This window comes from bacterium (assembly GCA_030018315.1).
Classification (GTDB): domain Bacteria; phylum Hydrothermota; class UBA3073; order JACQXS01; family JAGMCI01; genus JASEGA01.
Genome location: JASEGA010000001.1, coordinates 25,395 through 42,059, shown reverse-complemented (window position 1 = coordinate 42,059; position 16,665 = coordinate 25,395). Strand labels below are relative to the sequence as shown.

Below are 16,665 nucleotides of genomic sequence, written 5' to 3'. Positions count from 1 at the left end.
CCTCTGTCATTGCGAGCGACAGCAAAGCAATCTACAATTTATGTTGATAAAATAAAGGTAACCGGACCCTCGTTTATAAGTGAGATAGACATTCTCTCACCGAACACACCCTCTTTAACTGTAACGCCTTCAGAACGAAGGAATTCTATAAACTTTTTATAAAGGGCGATTGCTTGATCTGGAGAAGAAGCATAATCAAAACTTGGTCTTAATCCCTTTTTACAGTCAGCACATAAAGTAAATTGAGAAATTACAAGAACCTCACCCCCTTTTATCTCCTTTAGAGAGAGGTTCATTTTTCCATATGAATCTTCAAAGATACGTAAATTAGCACATTTATGAGCCAAGTATTTAGCAGATTGAGGCTTGTCACCCTTTTCTACTCCAATAAGGATTAAAAACCCACTCCCAATTTGAGAGATAATTTCTTCATTAATCTCGCAACTTGCCCTCTTTACTCTTTGAACTACAACCCTCATTTCCCTTTATCAAAAGATTTACAATTGACTCTGTAAATAACTTCGCAGCCTGAGGTCCATTTGCAGTCACAATATTGCCACTCGTTACAACTGGCAATCTTGTGTATTTCACTCCCTCTTCATTAAAAATGCGCTTTGTCTCTACACTTTCCCAAACAGTTGCCTTTTTACCTTTTAAGATACCAGCTCTTGCAAGAATAATCGGTGCTATGCATATAGCTCCTACAACTTTATTACTCTTAAATGCAATGTCAACAAGAGTGTGAACTTCTTTGCTATCCCAGTACTCTGTAATACCTGAGCCACCAACAAAGACTAAAGCGTCAAAATCAGCTATAGTAACTTGGGTTAAAAGAATATCAGGCTTTACTTTGAGCTTAAACATACCTATTGCAGGAGTAGTATCAGATGAGGCAACAACTAATTTAGCACCCAAGTCTTCAAAAAACTCTCTTGGAATCTGATATTCATCGTCACGGAAATTATTATGTGCAATCACCATAAGTATATTCTTTCCTTTAAGCGTTTCTTTGGTAGTTAAAGGAGAGTTAATCGTTTTTGTTACAGTATAAACTTTTAAATCTGCTAAAAGGAAAACAAAAAGTATAAAATATAACATTTCTAAAATATTACCCCATTTTTATTCATTGTCAAGAAAAAACTGGGTGAGTGAGGGGACTCGAACCCCCAACAACTGGATCCACAGTCCAGTGCTCTAACCAATTGAGCTACACTCACCGTAATTCATTAAGCATACCACGAGCAATAGAGTCTTGTGGATGATAAGAAAGCCAGTTCTCTAATATGAGGGCTGCAAGCTTATTTTCACGCTCAAATCTAAAAATGGATACAATCCTCCCCGTGAGGTTAGGGTCAAGGGCACATTTTTCAAATAACTTACGAAGTCTATAAGTATCTTGCTGAGTGTAGTAAAGCTTAATAAGACCTGTATACCCGGATGGGTCATTTGAATCTGACTCAATTGCCTTCATAAATGAAGATTCTGCTTTCTTTATATCCTTATTCCTTATGTAAAATTCACCTAATGCATACCACACAGAAGCTCCTCTTGACTCCTCAGGAATTTCGCTGAGATTAGATTCTGCTTTCTCGTGTTCTCCCATAACTTCATAAAGAGCTGCAAGTTGGTAAGCAAATGGAAGAAGGGTTTCACCAGTCTTGAACCGCTTGCCACACTCAAAAGCCTCTATGGCTTTATCTATTCTACCTTTTTCCTTATATGCCATCCCAAGAGCAAAGTAGGCAGCTGAATAATTAGTTAGTAGCTTTTTTATATTTTCATCTTTATATACTTTTGGGTCAAATATAGAACGATACCTGTAAACCTTATTTAATAGTGAATCTGACTTCCATATGTCAAATTCTGCCCCGCCTGCAGTTACTCTACGCACAAGCCCTTCCATACAAAGGTAGGGCTCAAATCCAGCTGTGTTGTCTCTTGAACATGTAACTGCAAAATATACCGGACTATTAGGTTTATAATCTTTTAATACAAGATTAGCAAATTCATTAGGGGGTAAAAAGTATTCCTCCGGAAGTCTTACCCAGTAGTCGCTTGGCAGCCTACGTGCGTAGTAGTTTGGAGGAATAACTTCCATATTTTTAGGGAATCTGTTTCTGTATTCTTTTGGTAAAGTTTCTCTTTTTATAGGTAAAAATACTTTACGCTCAAACTTATAGCCCCCATTTGTAGCTATTATATCTCTAACACCAAAATCTTTTACTAAAAGGAAGCGACTGCGGTCAGGTTTACCATCCTTCATCATAGGGAGTGGCATAAGGTTATCAATCTCATAGTCTGTAAATGAGATTGGAACTCCCCAACTCTTCAACTGTTTTATGTACCACTCTGTATTTAATAGAGATAAGTTAGCAACCTTCACAGTTGGTTTTGTATGCTTCACTTCTTGTGCAAACCACAATGGAAAAGTGTCATTATCCCCATTTGTAAACACTGTCGCACCATCGTCACATGACATAAGCATATTGTAGCCATAATCGTCTGCTACCCATAGACCACGACGATTGACGTGTGAGTTGAAATTACCTGCAATTGGAACAAAAGCCACTATCGCAAAAAGTGGCGCTATAGCCTGCCAGCCATATCTAATTCGTGAAAGTAGTTCCCATACCCCAAGTCCAATATATAGCCCAAATAATGCAAAGGCGGGGTCAAAGAAGTAATGCCGTTCTCTCACCTCTGTCGGTCTATGAAGTGGATTTGGGTCAGATGGTGAGAATTTAAAATTCATATAAAATACAAGTGCAATGGTGACCATAAAAAATGTTATAAATAGTGGTAAAAATGTTTTCTTCTCCCTTTTGTAATGAGCATAGATTCCAAATAAGCCAAGACAGATAAAAATAGTATTAATAGCTATGGAGCCAATCTTTGTAAAGTTTGATACTACCGCACCTTCCCACCTTACTTCTCTCGGATACGGCATCCATTGCCAGATTAGATAGGTAGTGAAGAACCTAATTTGCTCAAAGAAGGCTTGAAAGAAATTGTAACCATTCTCTTTTGTTGCAGTCTCCCTTATGAAGACGGCTAACACCTTGTCCGGTCCGTATTGCTTCCTTGTGAATACATCCCATAACTTATTAATAGTAGTTGGAGCTACTTCATTTATACCAGGATTTTGGCGCGCTCTTATTATAAGATAAGCGTAAGTCGTAAATCCAATAACAAGTAAGAAAAGGACAATTCCTATGAATTTGCCATCAAATGCTGCTTTACGATAGCTAAAGATTATGAACCCAATTATACAGATTGTAATTACACCAACTAAAGGAAGTGGAACACCAACAGAAAGGACAAAAAATGGTATTACTAAAGCTATGAAACGAAAAATATCCCAATCATTAAGCCCCTCACGATTCTTTAAAAATGCAAATAGTAGTATCCCGGGAACTGCAAGTAAAGGGATTAATTGAATTCCACAAGAAAGTGTTAGTAAATAAGCAATGATTAATAGATATTTTTTATGCTCTTTGCTTTTAATGTTTTCATCCCATTTCAATATCAAAAATAGGCAAAGTAAAAGTATAAGTGTTGCTAATCTATATACCTCAGTTTCAACTGAATCCCACCAGCAAGTATATGAGAAGGCGGCTATAAATGCGCCTACAGCTCCACTTAACCAGGCAATAACTTTATCTTTATTTGTATCAATTTTCTTAGCTCTTTCTATTATTTTAATTATCAATAGCCAGATAAAAACGGCAACAAAGGCACTGGTAATCACTGAACTCATATTTACCCTAAATCCTATCTCACGTCCAAATGGAATCAGACTAAATATACGGCAGATAAGGGTGTATAGGGGAGTACCTGGTGGGTGTGGAACACCAAGTGAATAACCACATGCAATGAATTCACCACAATCCCAAAATGATAGACTTGGTTCCACTGTATAAAGGTATACACAAAAAGCTATTACAAATATAATAATAAACCCATATAAATACCCTCTTTTACTCATAATGTATCGCAAGGCTTTAGCCTCGCTAATTAGCCAAGCTCCTTTAAAAGTCTACTTTTAAGCTCATTTTCTGGAATATTCATTGTAAGATTACCACCAGTTGCAAAGCTTATTTTACCAGTCTCTTCTGAAACAATTATACATAAAGCATCTGTCTCCTCTGATAGCCCGAGGGCTGCACGATGGCGTGTCCCAATTGTAGTGTTAAGTGACTTCTCTGAAAGTGGAAGAATACAAGCAGCTGCTACTATTGTATCTTCTTTAATAACAACTGCACCATCATGGAGTGACGAATGTGGACTAAATATGGTTGTTATGAGTTCACTTGATAGCTTTGCCTCAATTATACGCCCCGTATCCATATAACTTTTGAGTGGAGTATCTCGCTCAATAGCTATTATACAACCGTGCTTATTTTTAGATAATGTGAATAATGCACTTACAAGTTCATCCATTATTACATTTTTTTCTTTAGTAAAGAATTTGCCAATCTTCGTCCTACCAATTCTTGCAAGTGCATTCCTTAACTCCGGCTGGAATAGGATAACGAAGACTATTATCCAGACTGCACTAAATCCTTTGGTGATAAAAGAAAGGGTTTCAAGTTTAAAAAAGTCAGCAAATAGACCTAAAAGAAGTAGACTGAGGAGCCCTATTATCATCTGGATTGCCTTTGTCCCTTTTATGAAGGAAAGAAAATAATAAATAATTAAAGTTACTACTACAATATCCAGCCCATCTATGAATCTGAATTTAATGAACCCCATAGCTTTCAAAAAAATTCTTAATTCTAAATGCTAAATTAGTTACCCCTAGCTCGATGTTCTGTGTTCCTTTGCGAAGTCTTAACAATACTCGGTAAGATACTCACTAACTCGCTTGCTTCCCTAATTAAGTCATTATCTCTTTTTGCTAATTTTGAGTCAGTTATCAACTCAAGCCAATACTTGCTCTCACGCGCTTCTCTTTTAGCAATGCTCATTTTAAATGCTCATTTTATAAGAAAAGTCCTTCTTGCTATCCGCACCCAATGCCTCTTCTACATTTGCTCCCACAGAAGTACTTGCATGAAGAAGTTGTCCACCAAGAATGGGGATTGCCATGTTTTTGGGCAAGGAATTTACAAATTTAATATTAATAACATGCAAAGCAAATTTATATACTTTCTCTTTAATTATGTTTTTCTCCAATTTAGCACTCATAATTTAGAATTTAGCATTCACAACCTAAGATGGCATCTGCCATTTTCACAGCTCTCTTTGTGGCAAGTACATCATGTGTCCGTATGATATTTGCACCGTTCATCACTGCTATAACCGATGCTGCAAGAGACCCCTCTAATCTATCATCAAGTGGTACATCAAGGACTTTTCCAATAAATGATTTCCTTGATACACCTACAAGAATTGGCTTTCTAAGAGTCTTGAATTCACTGAGTTTACGTAGAATAAGTAAGTTATCTTCTGGGTTACGCTTACCAAATCCAATACCAGGGTCTATAAGGAGTGAGTCATCATTTATACCCGATTTCTTAGCAATCTCTATACTTTCACTTAAGAACTGTATTATCTCACCTATAACATCATTATTATCATAAATAGGATTTATCTGCATAGTCTTTGGGGTACCTTTCATATGCATAATTACACAGCCTGCATCGTAGTCTACTATCACTTTTGGCATCTCTGAATCGTATCGTAAACCAGAGACATCGTTAACAAGCTCACAACCCGCATCAAGAGCTTCTTTTGCTACACAAGACTTGTAAGTATCAATTGAGATTGGAATTGGTAGATTTAAACGCTCAAGTACAGGAATAACTCTATGTAACTCATCTTTAGCAGACAGAGGCTCTGCACCCGGTCTTGTTGATTCACCTCCAATATCGATGAGGTCTGCACCTTCTTCTAATAGTTTATGGGCTCTATCAACTGCACAGGAAGGGTTAAGCCACTTGCCGCCATCATAAAATGAATCCGGTGTTATATTTAAGATGCCACAAATAAGGGGATGGGATAGGTCAAGTTTATGAAACCGAAGTCTAAGAATAAACGGATTCCGCTTATTAATAATGGCTTCTATTTCACTTCCTATTTCTTGTAACCCAAAAGGCTGACTTTTTAGCTTATTAGCAAGCATATTGATTTGTTTAAGATTACCAACTACGATTGCTTCCATAGGAGTTTGGACTCCAAGTATTGCAGCACGCGGGATAGCACAATCTGCCCCAATTGATAGAGCTTCTTGCTTCAAAATATTACAGGCAGGCCCGTTAACTTTTTCAATTTTAATTACTATATGTTCAAATTTTGGGCTTAAAATTGGTATACTCTCTAAATCCGCACCTATATCCTTGATTTCACGAGACGCTTCATTAGCAGTCTTAATATCAAGCAGTCTCACCATAATAAAATCAAATATCAAAAATTAAATATCAAAAATACATGTTAAAATGCAAAAATGGTAAAGATAATAACCAAGATACAAGACACAATAACCAAACAAATTCCAAATTTCAATACCCAAACAATTTGGTGATTGGTTATTGGTCGTTGTTTGTATCTTATCTCTTGGGGTTTGGGTATTTAATTTTTGATTTGTCATTTTGATTTTTACAATTTAATTTTTGATATTTAATATGTCGTCTATCTCAGAGCCAGTTAAAACCTCTTTTTCTAATAGGCTATTTATTATTTTATGTAACTCTTCAATGTGGTCCTTAATTATACACTTTGCCCTCTCCTCTGCTCCTCTCACTAATTTATTAATCTCTTTATCTATAAGACGAGCAGTCTCTTCAGAATAATCACGCCGTTGTGCAATCTCTCTTCCTAGAAATATTTCTTCACGCCTATCACCAAAAGCTAATGGTCCAATAGCATCACTCATACCCCACTCGCATACCATCTTTCTTGCAAGTTCTGTTGCTTGTTCAATATCGTTACGAGCACCAGTTGTCGTTGTATTGAGTAAAATAAGTTCAGCCGCTCTTCCACCACATGCAACAGCAAGCTGGGCAAGACAATACTCTCTTGAATAATTACGACGCTCATCAATAGGAAGATGTTGAGTAAGTCCCAGCGCCATACCTCTCGGTATAATTGTAACTTTATGGATAGGGTCAGCTTCTGGTATAAATTTAGAAACAAGAACATGACCCGCCTCATGGCAGGCTGTATTTTTACGTTCATTCTCAGGTATAATAAGACTCCTACGCTCCACTCCCATAAGCACTTTATCACGCGCTTCCTCAAAATCTTCCATTAATACCTTATCTCTGCCTTTCTTTGCAGCAAGAAGTGCAGCTTCATTTACTGTATTTGCTATATCAGCACCAGAAAAACCAGGAGTCGCACGTGCAATAACCTTAAGGTCTATATCTTTTGAAAGAGGAATATTTCTTGTATGGACTTTAAAGATTTCTTCTCTACCACGTAAATCTGGTCTATCAACTACAATACGGCGGTCAAATCTACCGGGTCTCAATAGGGCTGGGTCAAGGACATCCGGTCTATTTGTAGCTGCCATCACTATGATACCCTCATTTGCTTCAAAGCCATCCATCTCAACAAGTAATGCATTTAAAGTTTGCTCCCTCTCATCATGCCCACCTCCAATTCCAGCTCCCCTATGTCTGCCCACTGCATCAAGTTCATCAATAAATATGATGCAAGGCTTGTTCTTTTTACCTCTTTCAAATAAATCTCTAACTCTTGAAGCCCCGACACCAACAAAGAGTTCAACAAAATCTGACCCAGACATTGAGAAAAATGGAACACCTGCCTCTCCCGCAGTAGCACGTGCAAGTAAAGTCTTGCCTGTTCCAGGAGCGCCGAGTAGTATTACACCTTTTGGAATTTTTGCACCAAGACGCTCAAATTTTTGTGGCGACTTGAGAAACTCAACTATCTCTTTAAGTTCAGCCTTTGCTTCATCTACACCTGCAACATCATCAAATGTAGTCTTGTGCTTCTCACCAGAAAAGCGTTTTGCCCTACTCTGGCCAAACGAGAGTGCTTGACGAGGAGCCTGACCAGCTTGACGAAGAATAAGAAGCCAAATTATAATTAGGAAGACAAATGGAAGATAAGGCCAAAACTTACTCCATATATTAAAGGAAGATTTTGACTCTATTATGACTCCCTTTTTTACAAGTTCATTTACAAAATTTGGGTCCTCAAATGGTATGGCAGTTTTAAATTTCTTGTAACTGCTATCTTTTAACTTAATAGCCTCTTTAAATTCTCCTCTTATATCTTTACCTGCAATCACTATACTCTTTACATTTCCTGCATCTACCTCAGTATAAAATGTAGAATAGGGAATTTCCATAGATTCACCTATTTTACCTTTTTGAAGTGAAATAATAGAGAAAAAGAAGAAAAAAAGTAGAACCCAAAAAATTATGCCTACAATAAAAGATACTTTTGTAGGTTTACCCGGCCCCTTCGGAGAGGGACTGGGTTTAATTGGTTTGTTTTTTTGATTACGCATTCTTAAATCTCTTCTGCCCATACTTCAAGCACCTGAGTAGTATGCTCTCCTATCAGTGCTCTACGTGTTCTCCTTTTGCCAATAATCCATAAAATGCCTTCACGGTCTAAAAGTAATGGAATCCTTGACCTATCTTCTCTTGGTATCTTGTCATCAATAAAAACATCTTTTAACTTTTTCGCATAATTAAGACCATAAAATATATCACCATTTTTTCTACCCCTGATAAAAAGTGGTAGCTTTAGATTAGCAAGGTCAAAATAAACTTTGTTTGGGTTGTCAAAATTAAACTTTTTCCGCATAGTGCAAATACGGGATTTAATTTTTAGCCCGTTTATTTCAATTTCACCGGGAACCAGGAATTCAGTTTCTTTTATGGAGTGTTCCGACTTAATCGGGAGTGATTTTGCATCTGCATCCATCCGTGTTATAAGAAGCTTCCCGTAGCTCTTTTCAATCTTTACTCCTCGTAAATTAAACGAACTCATAGAGTTACCCTTATCTATGTAATTAAGGGTATTCTCTATTTGTTCAAAAGAAGGAGGGCCCTTATGAATTGGACTCAACTCTTCTATGACTTCTCTTAAAATTCTCCTTTTTATTGGTAATTCAGTTGTTGAGAATTTTACCAAGTCAAGAACCCGTCCCATTTTTTTACTTTCCAATGTTATAGCTTGTAGCTTCTCTTTTGCGATGCGCTCAAGAAGCTCTTCATCAGCTTCTAAAATATCTCTTAATCGGATAACCTTTTTTGATAAGTCAGACGCAAATTCAGAAAGTAAAGGTATAATCTTATGTCTCACAAAGTTACGTGGGTATGAGATATCGTAATTTGATTTATCTACTTGATACGGTATTTTTTGGCTATCAAGAAATCTCAGTACGTCACTCCTATCCGTCTCTATTAACGGTCTTATAATCTTGCCACGTTTGGGTGGAATTAACGATAGCCCTTTAAGACCAGTTCCCTTAACAATTCTAAGTATAAGAGTTTCAATTTCATCGTTTGCTGTATGACCGACAGCAATCTTATTCATACCAGATTTTAGGGCAACTTCCTCTAAGAATGCATATCTCACATACCTTGCCATCTCTTCTAATGAGAGTTTGTAAGCTTTTGCATAATGTCTAACATCTCTTTCTTCAATATAGCAAGGAATCCCAATCTTTTGAGCTATCCTTTTAACAAAAGTTGCCTCTTGAGCTGCCTCTTTCCTTAGACAGTGATTAAGATGAGCAATACTAAGTTCCAAAGAATAAATATCTTTAATATCTTTGAGAACCCAAAGTAAACACATTGAGTCAGGCCCACCAGATACAGCAATAAGAACTCTGTCATAGGGGGCGAGTAGTTTATATTTTTTTATAGTTTGTAGTACTTGATTAATCATTTTCATTGATGTAAACAGAAATCAATAAATTAAATTATATTTACCAATCACTCATTGTCAAGCAAAAACTTGACAATTTTGGAAATGTGGGTTATTTTATCATAAAAAAAATGGAATTTAATGGCGTAATTCAAAAATTTAAGGGTAAAAAAATCTTAGTAATTGGTGACATAATGTTAGATGAGTATATCTGGGGGAATGTAGACCGTATCTCCCCGGAAGCACCTGTCCCTATCATAGAGGTTACAAAGGAATCACAAAACCCAGGTGGAGCTGCTAACGTAGCTTGCAATATCTATTGTTTAAAAGGTAGTCCTTTGCTTGTGGGAGTTGTTGGAGATGACAACGCAGGGAAGAGGTTAAAAGAAATACTAAGGGAAAAGAAAATGGATATTTCTGGTATATTCGTTGATTCTACAAGGCCAACAACAGTTAAGACACGATTAGTAGTTGAAACATTACATCAACAGATAGCAAGAATAGATAGAGAAAAGAAGCATCCTATATCAAAAAAGGTAGTGAATAATATTATTGGGTTCGTAAACTCAGTAAAAGCTGAATTTGATGCTGTACTTTTTGAGGATTATGACAAAGGAACACTTGATAGTAGAATTATTAAAAAGATAATTTGTGCAGTTCCTGACAAAATTATAACTGCTGACCCAAAATTTGAGCATTTCTTTGAATACGAGGGTGTCACTTTATTTAAACCAAATAGAAGAGAGATTGAATTTGCATTAGGAGTAAAACTCAGTTCAAAAAATATCAAAGAAATAGGACAAAAGCTGAAAGAAAGACTAAAATGTAAATCTGTTCTTATCACTTTAGGTAAAGATGGGATGGCACTTTTTGACTCTAAAGGTAAACATATGATTTCAACTAAAGCACGCGAAGTTTACGATGAAACTGCAGCAGGTGATGCAGCAATTGCAGGCGCCACAATGGCACTGGCGGCGGGAGCGTCATTCTTAGAAGCAGCCTACATAGCAAATTTTACTGCAGGAATTGAAGTGAATAAATTTGGTGCTGTTCCCGTTACCTACGACGAATTATCCCAAGCAGTCGGTATGGGATTTTCTAAATAGATTTACTTTTTTCTTGATATATCATGAAATCCAAAGTTATTACAATTTATGCTGATGTTAGGGAAAAAGACATCAGGGATTATAGATATCTTAATAGCTAAAGGAATAAATGTTATTCAGCAATCTATGCAAATAGGTGACTACCTGCTTTCTGATAGAGTATGTGTGGAACGAAAGACCGCATTTGACTTTGTTAGCTCAATTAAGACTAAGAGGCTATTTAGGTAAATTGTAGACCTGAAAGATGCATTTGAGCGTCCATTACTACTTATTGAAGGCTACAATCTATACAAAGTAAAAGGAGTTTATCCAGCAGGAATAAGGGGAGCGCTCTCAATGATAGCAGTGAATCACAGGATGCCAATCCTTTTCACTATGAATACTACTGATACAGCTAAATTCCTGTTCACAATTGCTAAACAAGAACAACTTATAAGACCAGAAATCTCAATTTATCCAAAACCCAAAGCTCTAACTCTAAAGAAAGAACTTGAAAGAATACTTGAAGCCTTTCCTGGTATTGGCCCAAAGTTAACTCACGAACTACTCACAAGATATAAAAGTCTTTCAGAAATTTTACTTGCATCTCAAGAGGAACTTGCCAAAGTTCCATTAATTGGTAAAAAGAAAGCATCTAAAATAAAAGAAATTCTAAATAACAGAATATAAATAAAAATTAGGTTCGATTTTTTGCAAGGAGACAAGATGAGGAAACACGAAATTAAGCATAACTTGGCGAAGGATGACTGTGCTGTTGTTAAAATAAAGGAAATAGTGAAGATTCGTAAAAAGGCAAAAGTGGAAGGTAAGGTTGTTGTGTTTACTAATGGATGTTTTGATATAATTCATCGTGGCCACATTGAGTGTCTACATAGAGCAAAAGAGCTTGGTGATATACTAATAGTTGGATTAAATACTGACAATTCTATAAAAAAATTTAAAAGTAAAGGACGACCAATTTTTAACGAAAAAGATAGAGCAGCAGTTCTTTGTGCTATTTCATTTGTTGACTATATAGTCTTGTTTGACGAGTCTACACCACAAAAGTTAATAGAGACTATAAAGCCGGATATCCTTGTAAAAGGAGGGGATTATAAAATAAACGAAATAGTTGGTAGAGAGATCGTGCAAAAAGAAGGTGGTAAAGTTGTCATAATACCAAAAGTACCTGGATATTCAACTACTAAAATTATAAATAAAATTGCCAGTCTCTAATGTTCAAGCGCCTCTTTTAACTTGTCTTTTACAAACCCATTTTGTTCGTCTTGATGCAACTTTTTAATTGTTTTATAATCACCTAACTTACCAAGTGCTTCCACTGTAAAACCACGAACTTTTGAATCAGAAGATTTGAGTAACTTCCTAAGCTCAGTGATAGCTTTTTTATCTTTTATTTCACCGAGAGTGTAGATAATCAGGTAGTTTATTGGAGGAAGAGCTGTAGTTAGACTTTTAATAAGTGGATTAACGGCAGATTGTCCAATCTTTATCAAACCAGATGAAGCAGCAAATCTCACAGAATAACAGGAATCAAAGATAGCATTAACCAATGATTTAGTTGATGTAGAGTCGCCTAACTTTGATAAAGCAATACTTGCACTCCTTCTTATAGAAAGTATAGTGTCCTGTACGTATGGAATAATCTTATAAGTCGCCCTTATGTCGCCAATTTTTCCTAATGCAACTAAACAATTAGCTTTTAACTGCCAGTCGCCTTTATCAAGTAAACTCAGTAATGGTGACACAGCAAGGGTATCACCAATCTCACCAAGTACATAAACAGCAAGCTTGCTACCTCTGTCACCTTCACTTGCTTTTGAAATAAGAGGAGCTACTGCATACACTTTCATTTTTTTGAGTATATCAATCAATGTATGTTGCTCCCTTGCATCATCAGTATCTAATTTCTTAAGGAGATAAGGGATAGCAGTTTCACCTAAATTAACAAAACTATCCCTTGCAGGCTTATTCCATTGTAAATATTTTATTTCACCAGTCGAAGCCCTGACAAATAGGCTGTCCATAGGTGAGAGTTGATAGGCAGAAGCAGTAAGAAAACAGATAGTAACCAGAAGGAAGCAAAGGTATATTTTAATTTTGGACAATAATTTTGACTTTTTCATTTTAAACTTTCTATTTCTTTATCTATACCGACCCCATAAGTTGAGTGTACCCATATTGAATTGTTATCACCATATCCTGAATACTTATCCTTGCCTCCGAGGTCGAGTATCACTCCAATACCACCAAAATCTCGCCTTAAATCACTAAATCCATGTGTAGTTTCTTTATCTCTTATAAGATAATTATCATTGCCATCTATATCTATAAGTATTGAGACAGCATTTGCATTACCTGCACCTTGAGATAAATCGTAAGCTGAATAGGAGTCATTTCCACCACCATCTATAAGGATTCCAGTCGCATAATCATGACCACACCCCTGTGATACACCTTTTGCAAAATAACTGTCATCCCCAAATTTATCAATAAGAACACCAATTCCAATGTGGACACCTGCCCCTTGTGCATATTGGTATGAGCTGTACACATCATTACCCTCGTAATCTATAAGCCCTCCCAAAGCATACCAATAAGAGCAACCCTGACCAAAAATGTCTGATACATAGGAATCATTTCCATGAAAATCTGCTAATATTCCAATACCACCTGATGCATAAGGTCTTATCCCATAACCAAAACCTTGAGATAGTGACAAAAAGTGGTCCTCATATCTAAGCCAATCCTTATATTTTCCGCCTGCATAATAAACATCATTACCAGCTGAATCCACGAGAGCACCAAACCCGAAAGTGCCACCAAATCCTTGTACATAAAGTGCACCATGATAAGAATCGTTACCGCTCAAATCTTTCAAAACTCCTACCCCAAAACTGCCTGCTCCTTGAGAATGGGTATCAGAAAAATACTTGTCATTACCTTGAGTATCCCATAGAATTCCTACCCCTACTAATCCGGAGCCATGAGAAAAGTTACCGGAGGAGTATATATCATTGCCCTCAAAGTCCAATAAGAATCCTACTCCAAAGAAGCCTGACCCTAAATTGTAATCCATAGATGAGAGATATAAGTCATTACCAGAGAAATCAATACACACTGAAACTCCGGAGGACCCACTTCCTACTTTACCATAGTATTTATCATCACCACCGAGGTCAATAACTACAGCAGGGTCTCCAGTATATATAGTCTCACCGGGGCCACCAATCACAATCCATCCATATTCCATACGCTTAGCAAAGACAACATCACCTGTAGCAACAGGAGTTACAACCTTTCCTTCATATTTAATTGTAGGGACACGCCACGGCGTGTCCCTACCAGGAAGGGTTTGTGTAATAGCATTTCCAATTACATAAGCGGATAGCATAATTTCATCTCTATTCACTTTTTTCAAAAGATTAAGGCATTTCTTAACTATTTCTTTACTTTCTTCCTCTGCAATCTTTTTTTCATACGGATTTTTGTCCTTAAATGTAGTGTCTTCAAGTATAATCTTAGGTAAATTCTCTTTTAAGAAGTTTAATTCAGAAGAATCAAGTTGTGCTGTCGTTCTCTTTAATAAATTATTTGCAAGAGTAATTTGGGAAAGCAAAAATTGTAGTGGCTCCTTATGTAGTTGTAGAGCTCGTTTTGCCGCTAACGAGTCCAAGTGAACTCGACTACTATCAGATAAAGTAGAATTTATACATATACCTGCTATATCTACAAGCTCGCTGAGTTCAGCATCTTTAAGTGTTAAAGCGATGGAATCAACAACTTTGGGAGACTGGATAGGTCTTTTTAGGAGGTCAAGAACCAATGGAAGGCAAAATGTATCTGAAGGTTGTGAAGTAATATAGACATCTTGAGGAGTCATTTTAATGTAACTTAAAGCATCAAATAATGCAGGCTGCCAACTTTCTTCCAGAATCCCTATTAATAAGATTGTTAGTATAGAATATGCCATAGTGTTTGTAAGATAAAATATGTCAAACCACCGACTTTGTCAAGTTAAAAGCCATTTTGGGCTGGCAGAGAGTTACCTGATATAATTGGATTTAGAGTGATAATCAACTACACTGATAGATTGCGTTTACTTTATCAGAGGGAACGAGAGGAACAGCCAGATAAACATTCGTAGCGCCCCTCGTCCCTCATTTTAACTCTTTATTTGCTTTCTTTTTCTTTCTGTTTTCACAAAGCCTCTTTCCCTCCTTTTTTGAGCCAATCATATGGGTAGCCCTGGAGTAATATAGCTTCATCCCGATCAATTACTCCACCATAATAATGACCTTCTCTATAGTCCTTATTTTTGTGTAATCTCTCTATCACATCCAAAATCACTTTCACTGCCCTTGTAAATGCAATACTTGCACCAATTGCTAAACAAGATATATTCATAGGAATATGGCTCCAAAAGGTTGCATCTTTAAAAGTATCATTTATTTCTTTAACTGCTTGTAGGTCTTCTCTATGTTTATCAAAAATTTGCCCGCTGTTATCTATATCCTTTTCAATTAAGTCTAATTCTTCATCCGATACATACCCGTAAATATACAAGAACAAGAGAGAAGCTGACTTAAATCTCCAGTAAGAGTGTCTTGTCTTAAGACTTGAGCAAAATGCACGATAAATTTGCTCCAATTCTTCATTTTTTATATACTCTTTGTACCATTTATCCCATAAAGTTTTTGCCCTATTTACTTTTGATAATGGTACTTCCTTTAGCAATTGCTCAATTTCTTTTTTGAATGGTGGATTTTTCATCGCTTCATCAGTACGCTTATTTATTTCTTCTCTCGGTATATGAAAAACATCCCAAAGCCCTTTAGTTTCTTCAATCACTTCTTTTCCATTCTTATTTCTCATTTTTGTACTTTCTCCCAATGTCGTTTAGCAGTTTTTGTATTTGTTTGAGTCCATAGAAGCCATCTATATACTTTTTATCAACTGCCCATTTCATCAATGGAAGACTCACTTTCTTTTTGCCTTTTTTCTTCTCTTCCTCTTTCTATAAATCGTTCAAAAAATCTCTCCAATCGATACTTACATAGTAAATATAGAATCTTTTTATAAGGACACATCTTTTCCTTTTCACCCAATTCCTTAAGAAACATTCTATGGAGTACTGCACTACGGATGGAGTTTGTATCTGTAAAATACGCTTTAAATTCAACCATAACCAAGAATTTATTATCTTTTGTCCGAGCCAAGCAATCTACTCCAACATTATATTTTCTCCTGTTCGTGTAGAAAGATTGGGATACTCTTTTTCCCTTCCTTTTCTAATTCAGGAAATCCTTCTTTCTTTTTACCTGCTTTTTCTAAAATTTCCCCAATCTGTTTTTCAATCTCAGGTACGTGTGGGTTGCACCGCCCCTTAATTTTACCATTCTTGTAAAAATTTTGGAGTTTGTCAAGTAACTCCTTTTTCCAATCTTTTATCCAATTATCATCATTTTCTTCTGGTTGCAAGGATTTGTAATATCAAGGGAATGAACATGCATCTTTTCTATATCCATCTTTGCATTGTTCTTCTTTAGACCTGACGCATCCAATACTTGGTAATCCCAAATTCTTAGTCACTTTGCATCCCATCTTTCACCTCCTTATTGTCTAAGCCGGTAGTCAGAATTGAACTGACGACCTGCTGTTTACAAAACAGCTACTCTACCACTGAGTTACACCGGCAATTCACTCTAACCAA

The 16,665-nt window shown here is 36.4% G+C and carries 17 protein-coding genes, 2 tRNA genes and 1 pseudogene; 4 read left to right on the top strand and 16 right to left on the bottom strand.

Features of this window, described 5'->3' with window-relative positions; translation table 11 throughout:
* Window positions 1-38 precede the first annotated feature (38 nt).
* The 10 genes from dtd to tilS all read right to left on the bottom strand — a co-directional run bounded on the left by dtd (window position 39) and on the right by tilS (window position 9,870).
* Entirely contained in the window at window positions 39-479 is a 441-nt protein-coding gene (gene dtd / locus QMD71_00245; GenBank protein ID MDI6839282.1) for a D-aminoacyl-tRNA deacylase, read from the bottom strand.
* Window positions 433-1,098 (bottom strand): DJ-1/PfpI family protein, encoded by a 666-nt coding sequence (locus tag QMD71_00240; GenBank protein ID MDI6839281.1) that lies wholly within the window; start codon window positions 1,096-1,098, stop codon window positions 433-435. Before QMD71_00240 ends, dtd begins: the two co-directional genes overlap by 47 nt.
* Window positions 1,099-1,143: 45 nt before the next feature.
* Window positions 1,144-1,217: transfer RNA gene (locus QMD71_00235), tRNA-His, on the bottom strand.
* Window positions 1,214-3,985, bottom strand: a complete 2,772-nt coding sequence (locus tag QMD71_00230; GenBank protein ID MDI6839280.1) for a DUF2723 domain-containing protein — start codon at window positions 3,983-3,985, stop codon at window positions 1,214-1,216. Before QMD71_00230 ends, QMD71_00235 begins: the two co-directional genes overlap by 4 nt.
* Window positions 3,986-4,014: 29 nt before the next feature.
* Window positions 4,015-4,752 carry a diadenylate cyclase CdaA gene (cdaA, locus tag QMD71_00225; protein MDI6839279.1) on the bottom strand — a complete coding sequence of 246 codons (738 nt, stop codon included), beginning with the start codon at window positions 4,750-4,752 and terminating at the stop codon, window positions 4,015-4,017.
* A 35-nt stretch (window positions 4,753-4,787) separates the two neighbouring features.
* Window positions 4,788-4,967 carry a four helix bundle protein gene (locus tag QMD71_00220; GenBank protein MDI6839278.1) on the bottom strand — a complete coding sequence of 60 codons (180 nt, stop codon included), beginning with the start codon at window positions 4,965-4,967 and terminating at the stop codon, window positions 4,788-4,790.
* A gap of 1 nt (window position 4,968) precedes the next feature.
* The gene (locus tag QMD71_00215; GenBank protein ID MDI6839277.1) at window positions 4,969-5,187 is read right to left on the bottom strand and encodes a four helix bundle protein; all 219 of its coding nucleotides are present in this window, start codon (window positions 5,185-5,187) and stop codon (window positions 4,969-4,971) included.
* Between the two features lie 10 nt (window positions 5,188-5,197).
* Window positions 5,198-6,391, bottom strand: a complete 1,194-nt coding sequence (folP, locus tag QMD71_00210; GenBank protein MDI6839276.1) for a dihydropteroate synthase — start codon at window positions 6,389-6,391, stop codon at window positions 5,198-5,200.
* Between the two features lie 213 nt (window positions 6,392-6,604).
* On the bottom strand, window positions 6,605-8,479 hold the full coding sequence (ftsH, locus tag QMD71_00205; protein MDI6839275.1) for an ATP-dependent zinc metalloprotease FtsH: 1,875 nt from the start codon (window positions 8,477-8,479) through the stop codon (window positions 6,605-6,607).
* 2 nt (window positions 8,480-8,481) lie between these two features.
* Window positions 8,482-9,870: a tRNA lysidine(34) synthetase TilS gene (gene tilS / locus QMD71_00200; GenBank protein MDI6839274.1), complete on the bottom strand. Its 1,389-nt coding sequence runs from the start codon at window positions 9,868-9,870 to the stop codon at window positions 8,482-8,484.
* A 110-nt stretch (window positions 9,871-9,980) separates the two neighbouring features.
* Here tilS and QMD71_00195 point away from each other — a divergent pair, with 110 nt between their 5' ends.
* The 4 genes and pseudogenes from QMD71_00195 to rfaE2 all read left to right on the top strand — a co-directional run bounded on the left by QMD71_00195 (window position 9,981) and on the right by rfaE2 (window position 12,170).
* Complete coding sequence (locus QMD71_00195; protein MDI6839273.1) at window positions 9,981-10,955, top strand: PfkB family carbohydrate kinase; 975 nt, start codon at window positions 9,981-9,983, stop codon at window positions 10,953-10,955.
* A 54-nt stretch (window positions 10,956-11,009) separates the two neighbouring features.
* Window positions 11,010-11,351: pseudogene (locus tag QMD71_00190) on the top strand (ERCC4 domain-containing protein).
* Window positions 11,331-11,624, top strand: coding sequence for a helix-hairpin-helix domain-containing protein (locus QMD71_00185; protein ID MDI6839272.1), 294 nt, complete (start codon window positions 11,331-11,333; stop codon window positions 11,622-11,624). The pseudogene QMD71_00190 and the gene QMD71_00185 overlap by 21 nt, the downstream one beginning before the upstream one ends.
* Before the next feature lie 36 nt (window positions 11,625-11,660).
* On the top strand, window positions 11,661-12,170 hold the full coding sequence (gene rfaE2, locus QMD71_00180) for a D-glycero-beta-D-manno-heptose 1-phosphate adenylyltransferase (GenBank protein ID MDI6839271.1): 510 nt from the start codon (window positions 11,661-11,663) through the stop codon (window positions 12,168-12,170).
* Here the strand turns inward: rfaE2 and QMD71_00175 are convergent.
* The 6 genes from QMD71_00175 to QMD71_00150 form a co-directional block, all read right to left on the bottom strand.
* A complete protein-coding gene (locus QMD71_00175) occupies window positions 12,167-13,078 on the bottom strand; it encodes a HEAT repeat domain-containing protein (GenBank protein ID MDI6839270.1) in 912 nt (303 codons plus the stop codon). The two genes, rfaE2 and QMD71_00175, sit on opposite strands and share 4 nt — an antisense overlap.
* Window positions 13,075-14,925, bottom strand: coding sequence for a hypothetical protein (locus tag QMD71_00170; protein MDI6839269.1), 1,851 nt, complete (start codon window positions 14,923-14,925; stop codon window positions 13,075-13,077). The genes QMD71_00175 and QMD71_00170 overlap by 4 nt, the downstream gene beginning before the upstream one ends.
* A gap of 227 nt (window positions 14,926-15,152) precedes the next feature.
* Window positions 15,153-15,827, bottom strand: coding sequence for a hypothetical protein (locus QMD71_00165; protein MDI6839268.1), 675 nt, complete (start codon window positions 15,825-15,827; stop codon window positions 15,153-15,155).
* A gap of 77 nt (window positions 15,828-15,904) precedes the next feature.
* On the bottom strand, window positions 15,905-16,138 hold the full coding sequence (locus QMD71_00160) for a hypothetical protein (protein MDI6839267.1): 234 nt from the start codon (window positions 16,136-16,138) through the stop codon (window positions 15,905-15,907).
* 49 nt (window positions 16,139-16,187) lie between these two features.
* Complete coding sequence (locus tag QMD71_00155; GenBank protein ID MDI6839266.1) at window positions 16,188-16,433, bottom strand: hypothetical protein; 246 nt, start codon at window positions 16,431-16,433, stop codon at window positions 16,188-16,190.
* 144 nt (window positions 16,434-16,577) lie between these two features.
* Window positions 16,578-16,649 (bottom strand) — tRNA-Thr (locus QMD71_00150).
* Window positions 16,650-16,665: the final 16 nt, after the last annotated feature.

Excerpts from the sequence above, each read along its gene's own strand:
- dtd (MDI6839282.1), bottom strand. The coding sequence starts at position 479 with ATGAGGGTTGTAGTTCAAAGAGTAAAGAGGGCAAGTTGCGAGATTAAT.
- QMD71_00240 (MDI6839281.1), bottom strand. The coding sequence starts at position 1,098 with ATGTTATATTTTATACTTTTTGTTTTCCTTTTAGCAGATTTAAAAGTT.
- QMD71_00230 (MDI6839280.1), bottom strand. The coding sequence starts at position 3,985 with ATGAGTAAAAGAGGGTATTTATATGGGTTTATTATTATATTTGTAATA.
- cdaA (MDI6839279.1), bottom strand. The coding sequence starts at position 4,752 with ATGGGGTTCATTAAATTCAGATTCATAGATGGGCTGGATATTGTAGTA.
- QMD71_00220 (MDI6839278.1), bottom strand. The coding sequence starts at position 4,967 with ATGAGCATTGCTAAAAGAGAAGCGCGTGAGAGCAAGTATTGGCTTGAG.
- QMD71_00215 (MDI6839277.1), bottom strand. The coding sequence starts at position 5,187 with ATGAGTGCTAAATTGGAGAAAAACATAATTAAAGAGAAAGTATATAAA.
- folP (MDI6839276.1), bottom strand. The coding sequence starts at position 6,391 with ATGGTGAGACTGCTTGATATTAAGACTGCTAATGAAGCGTCTCGTGAA.
- ftsH (MDI6839275.1), bottom strand. The coding sequence starts at position 8,479 with ATGCGTAATCAAAAAAACAAACCAATTAAACCCAGTCCCTCTCCGAAG.
- tilS (MDI6839274.1), bottom strand. The coding sequence starts at position 9,870 with ATGATTAATCAAGTACTACAAACTATAAAAAAATATAAACTACTCGCC.
- QMD71_00195 (MDI6839273.1), top strand. The coding sequence starts at position 9,981 with ATGGAATTTAATGGCGTAATTCAAAAATTTAAGGGTAAAAAAATCTTA.
- QMD71_00185 (MDI6839272.1), top strand. The coding sequence starts at position 11,331 with ATGAATACTACTGATACAGCTAAATTCCTGTTCACAATTGCTAAACAA.
- rfaE2 (MDI6839271.1), top strand. The coding sequence starts at position 11,661 with ATGAGGAAACACGAAATTAAGCATAACTTGGCGAAGGATGACTGTGCT.
- QMD71_00175 (MDI6839270.1), bottom strand. The coding sequence starts at position 13,078 with ATGAAAAAGTCAAAATTATTGTCCAAAATTAAAATATACCTTTGCTTC.
- QMD71_00170 (MDI6839269.1), bottom strand. The coding sequence starts at position 14,925 with ATGGCATATTCTATACTAACAATCTTATTAATAGGGATTCTGGAAGAA.
- QMD71_00165 (MDI6839268.1), bottom strand. The coding sequence starts at position 15,827 with ATGAGAAATAAGAATGGAAAAGAAGTGATTGAAGAAACTAAAGGGCTT.
- QMD71_00160 (MDI6839267.1), bottom strand. The coding sequence starts at position 16,138 with ATGGTTGAATTTAAAGCGTATTTTACAGATACAAACTCCATCCGTAGT.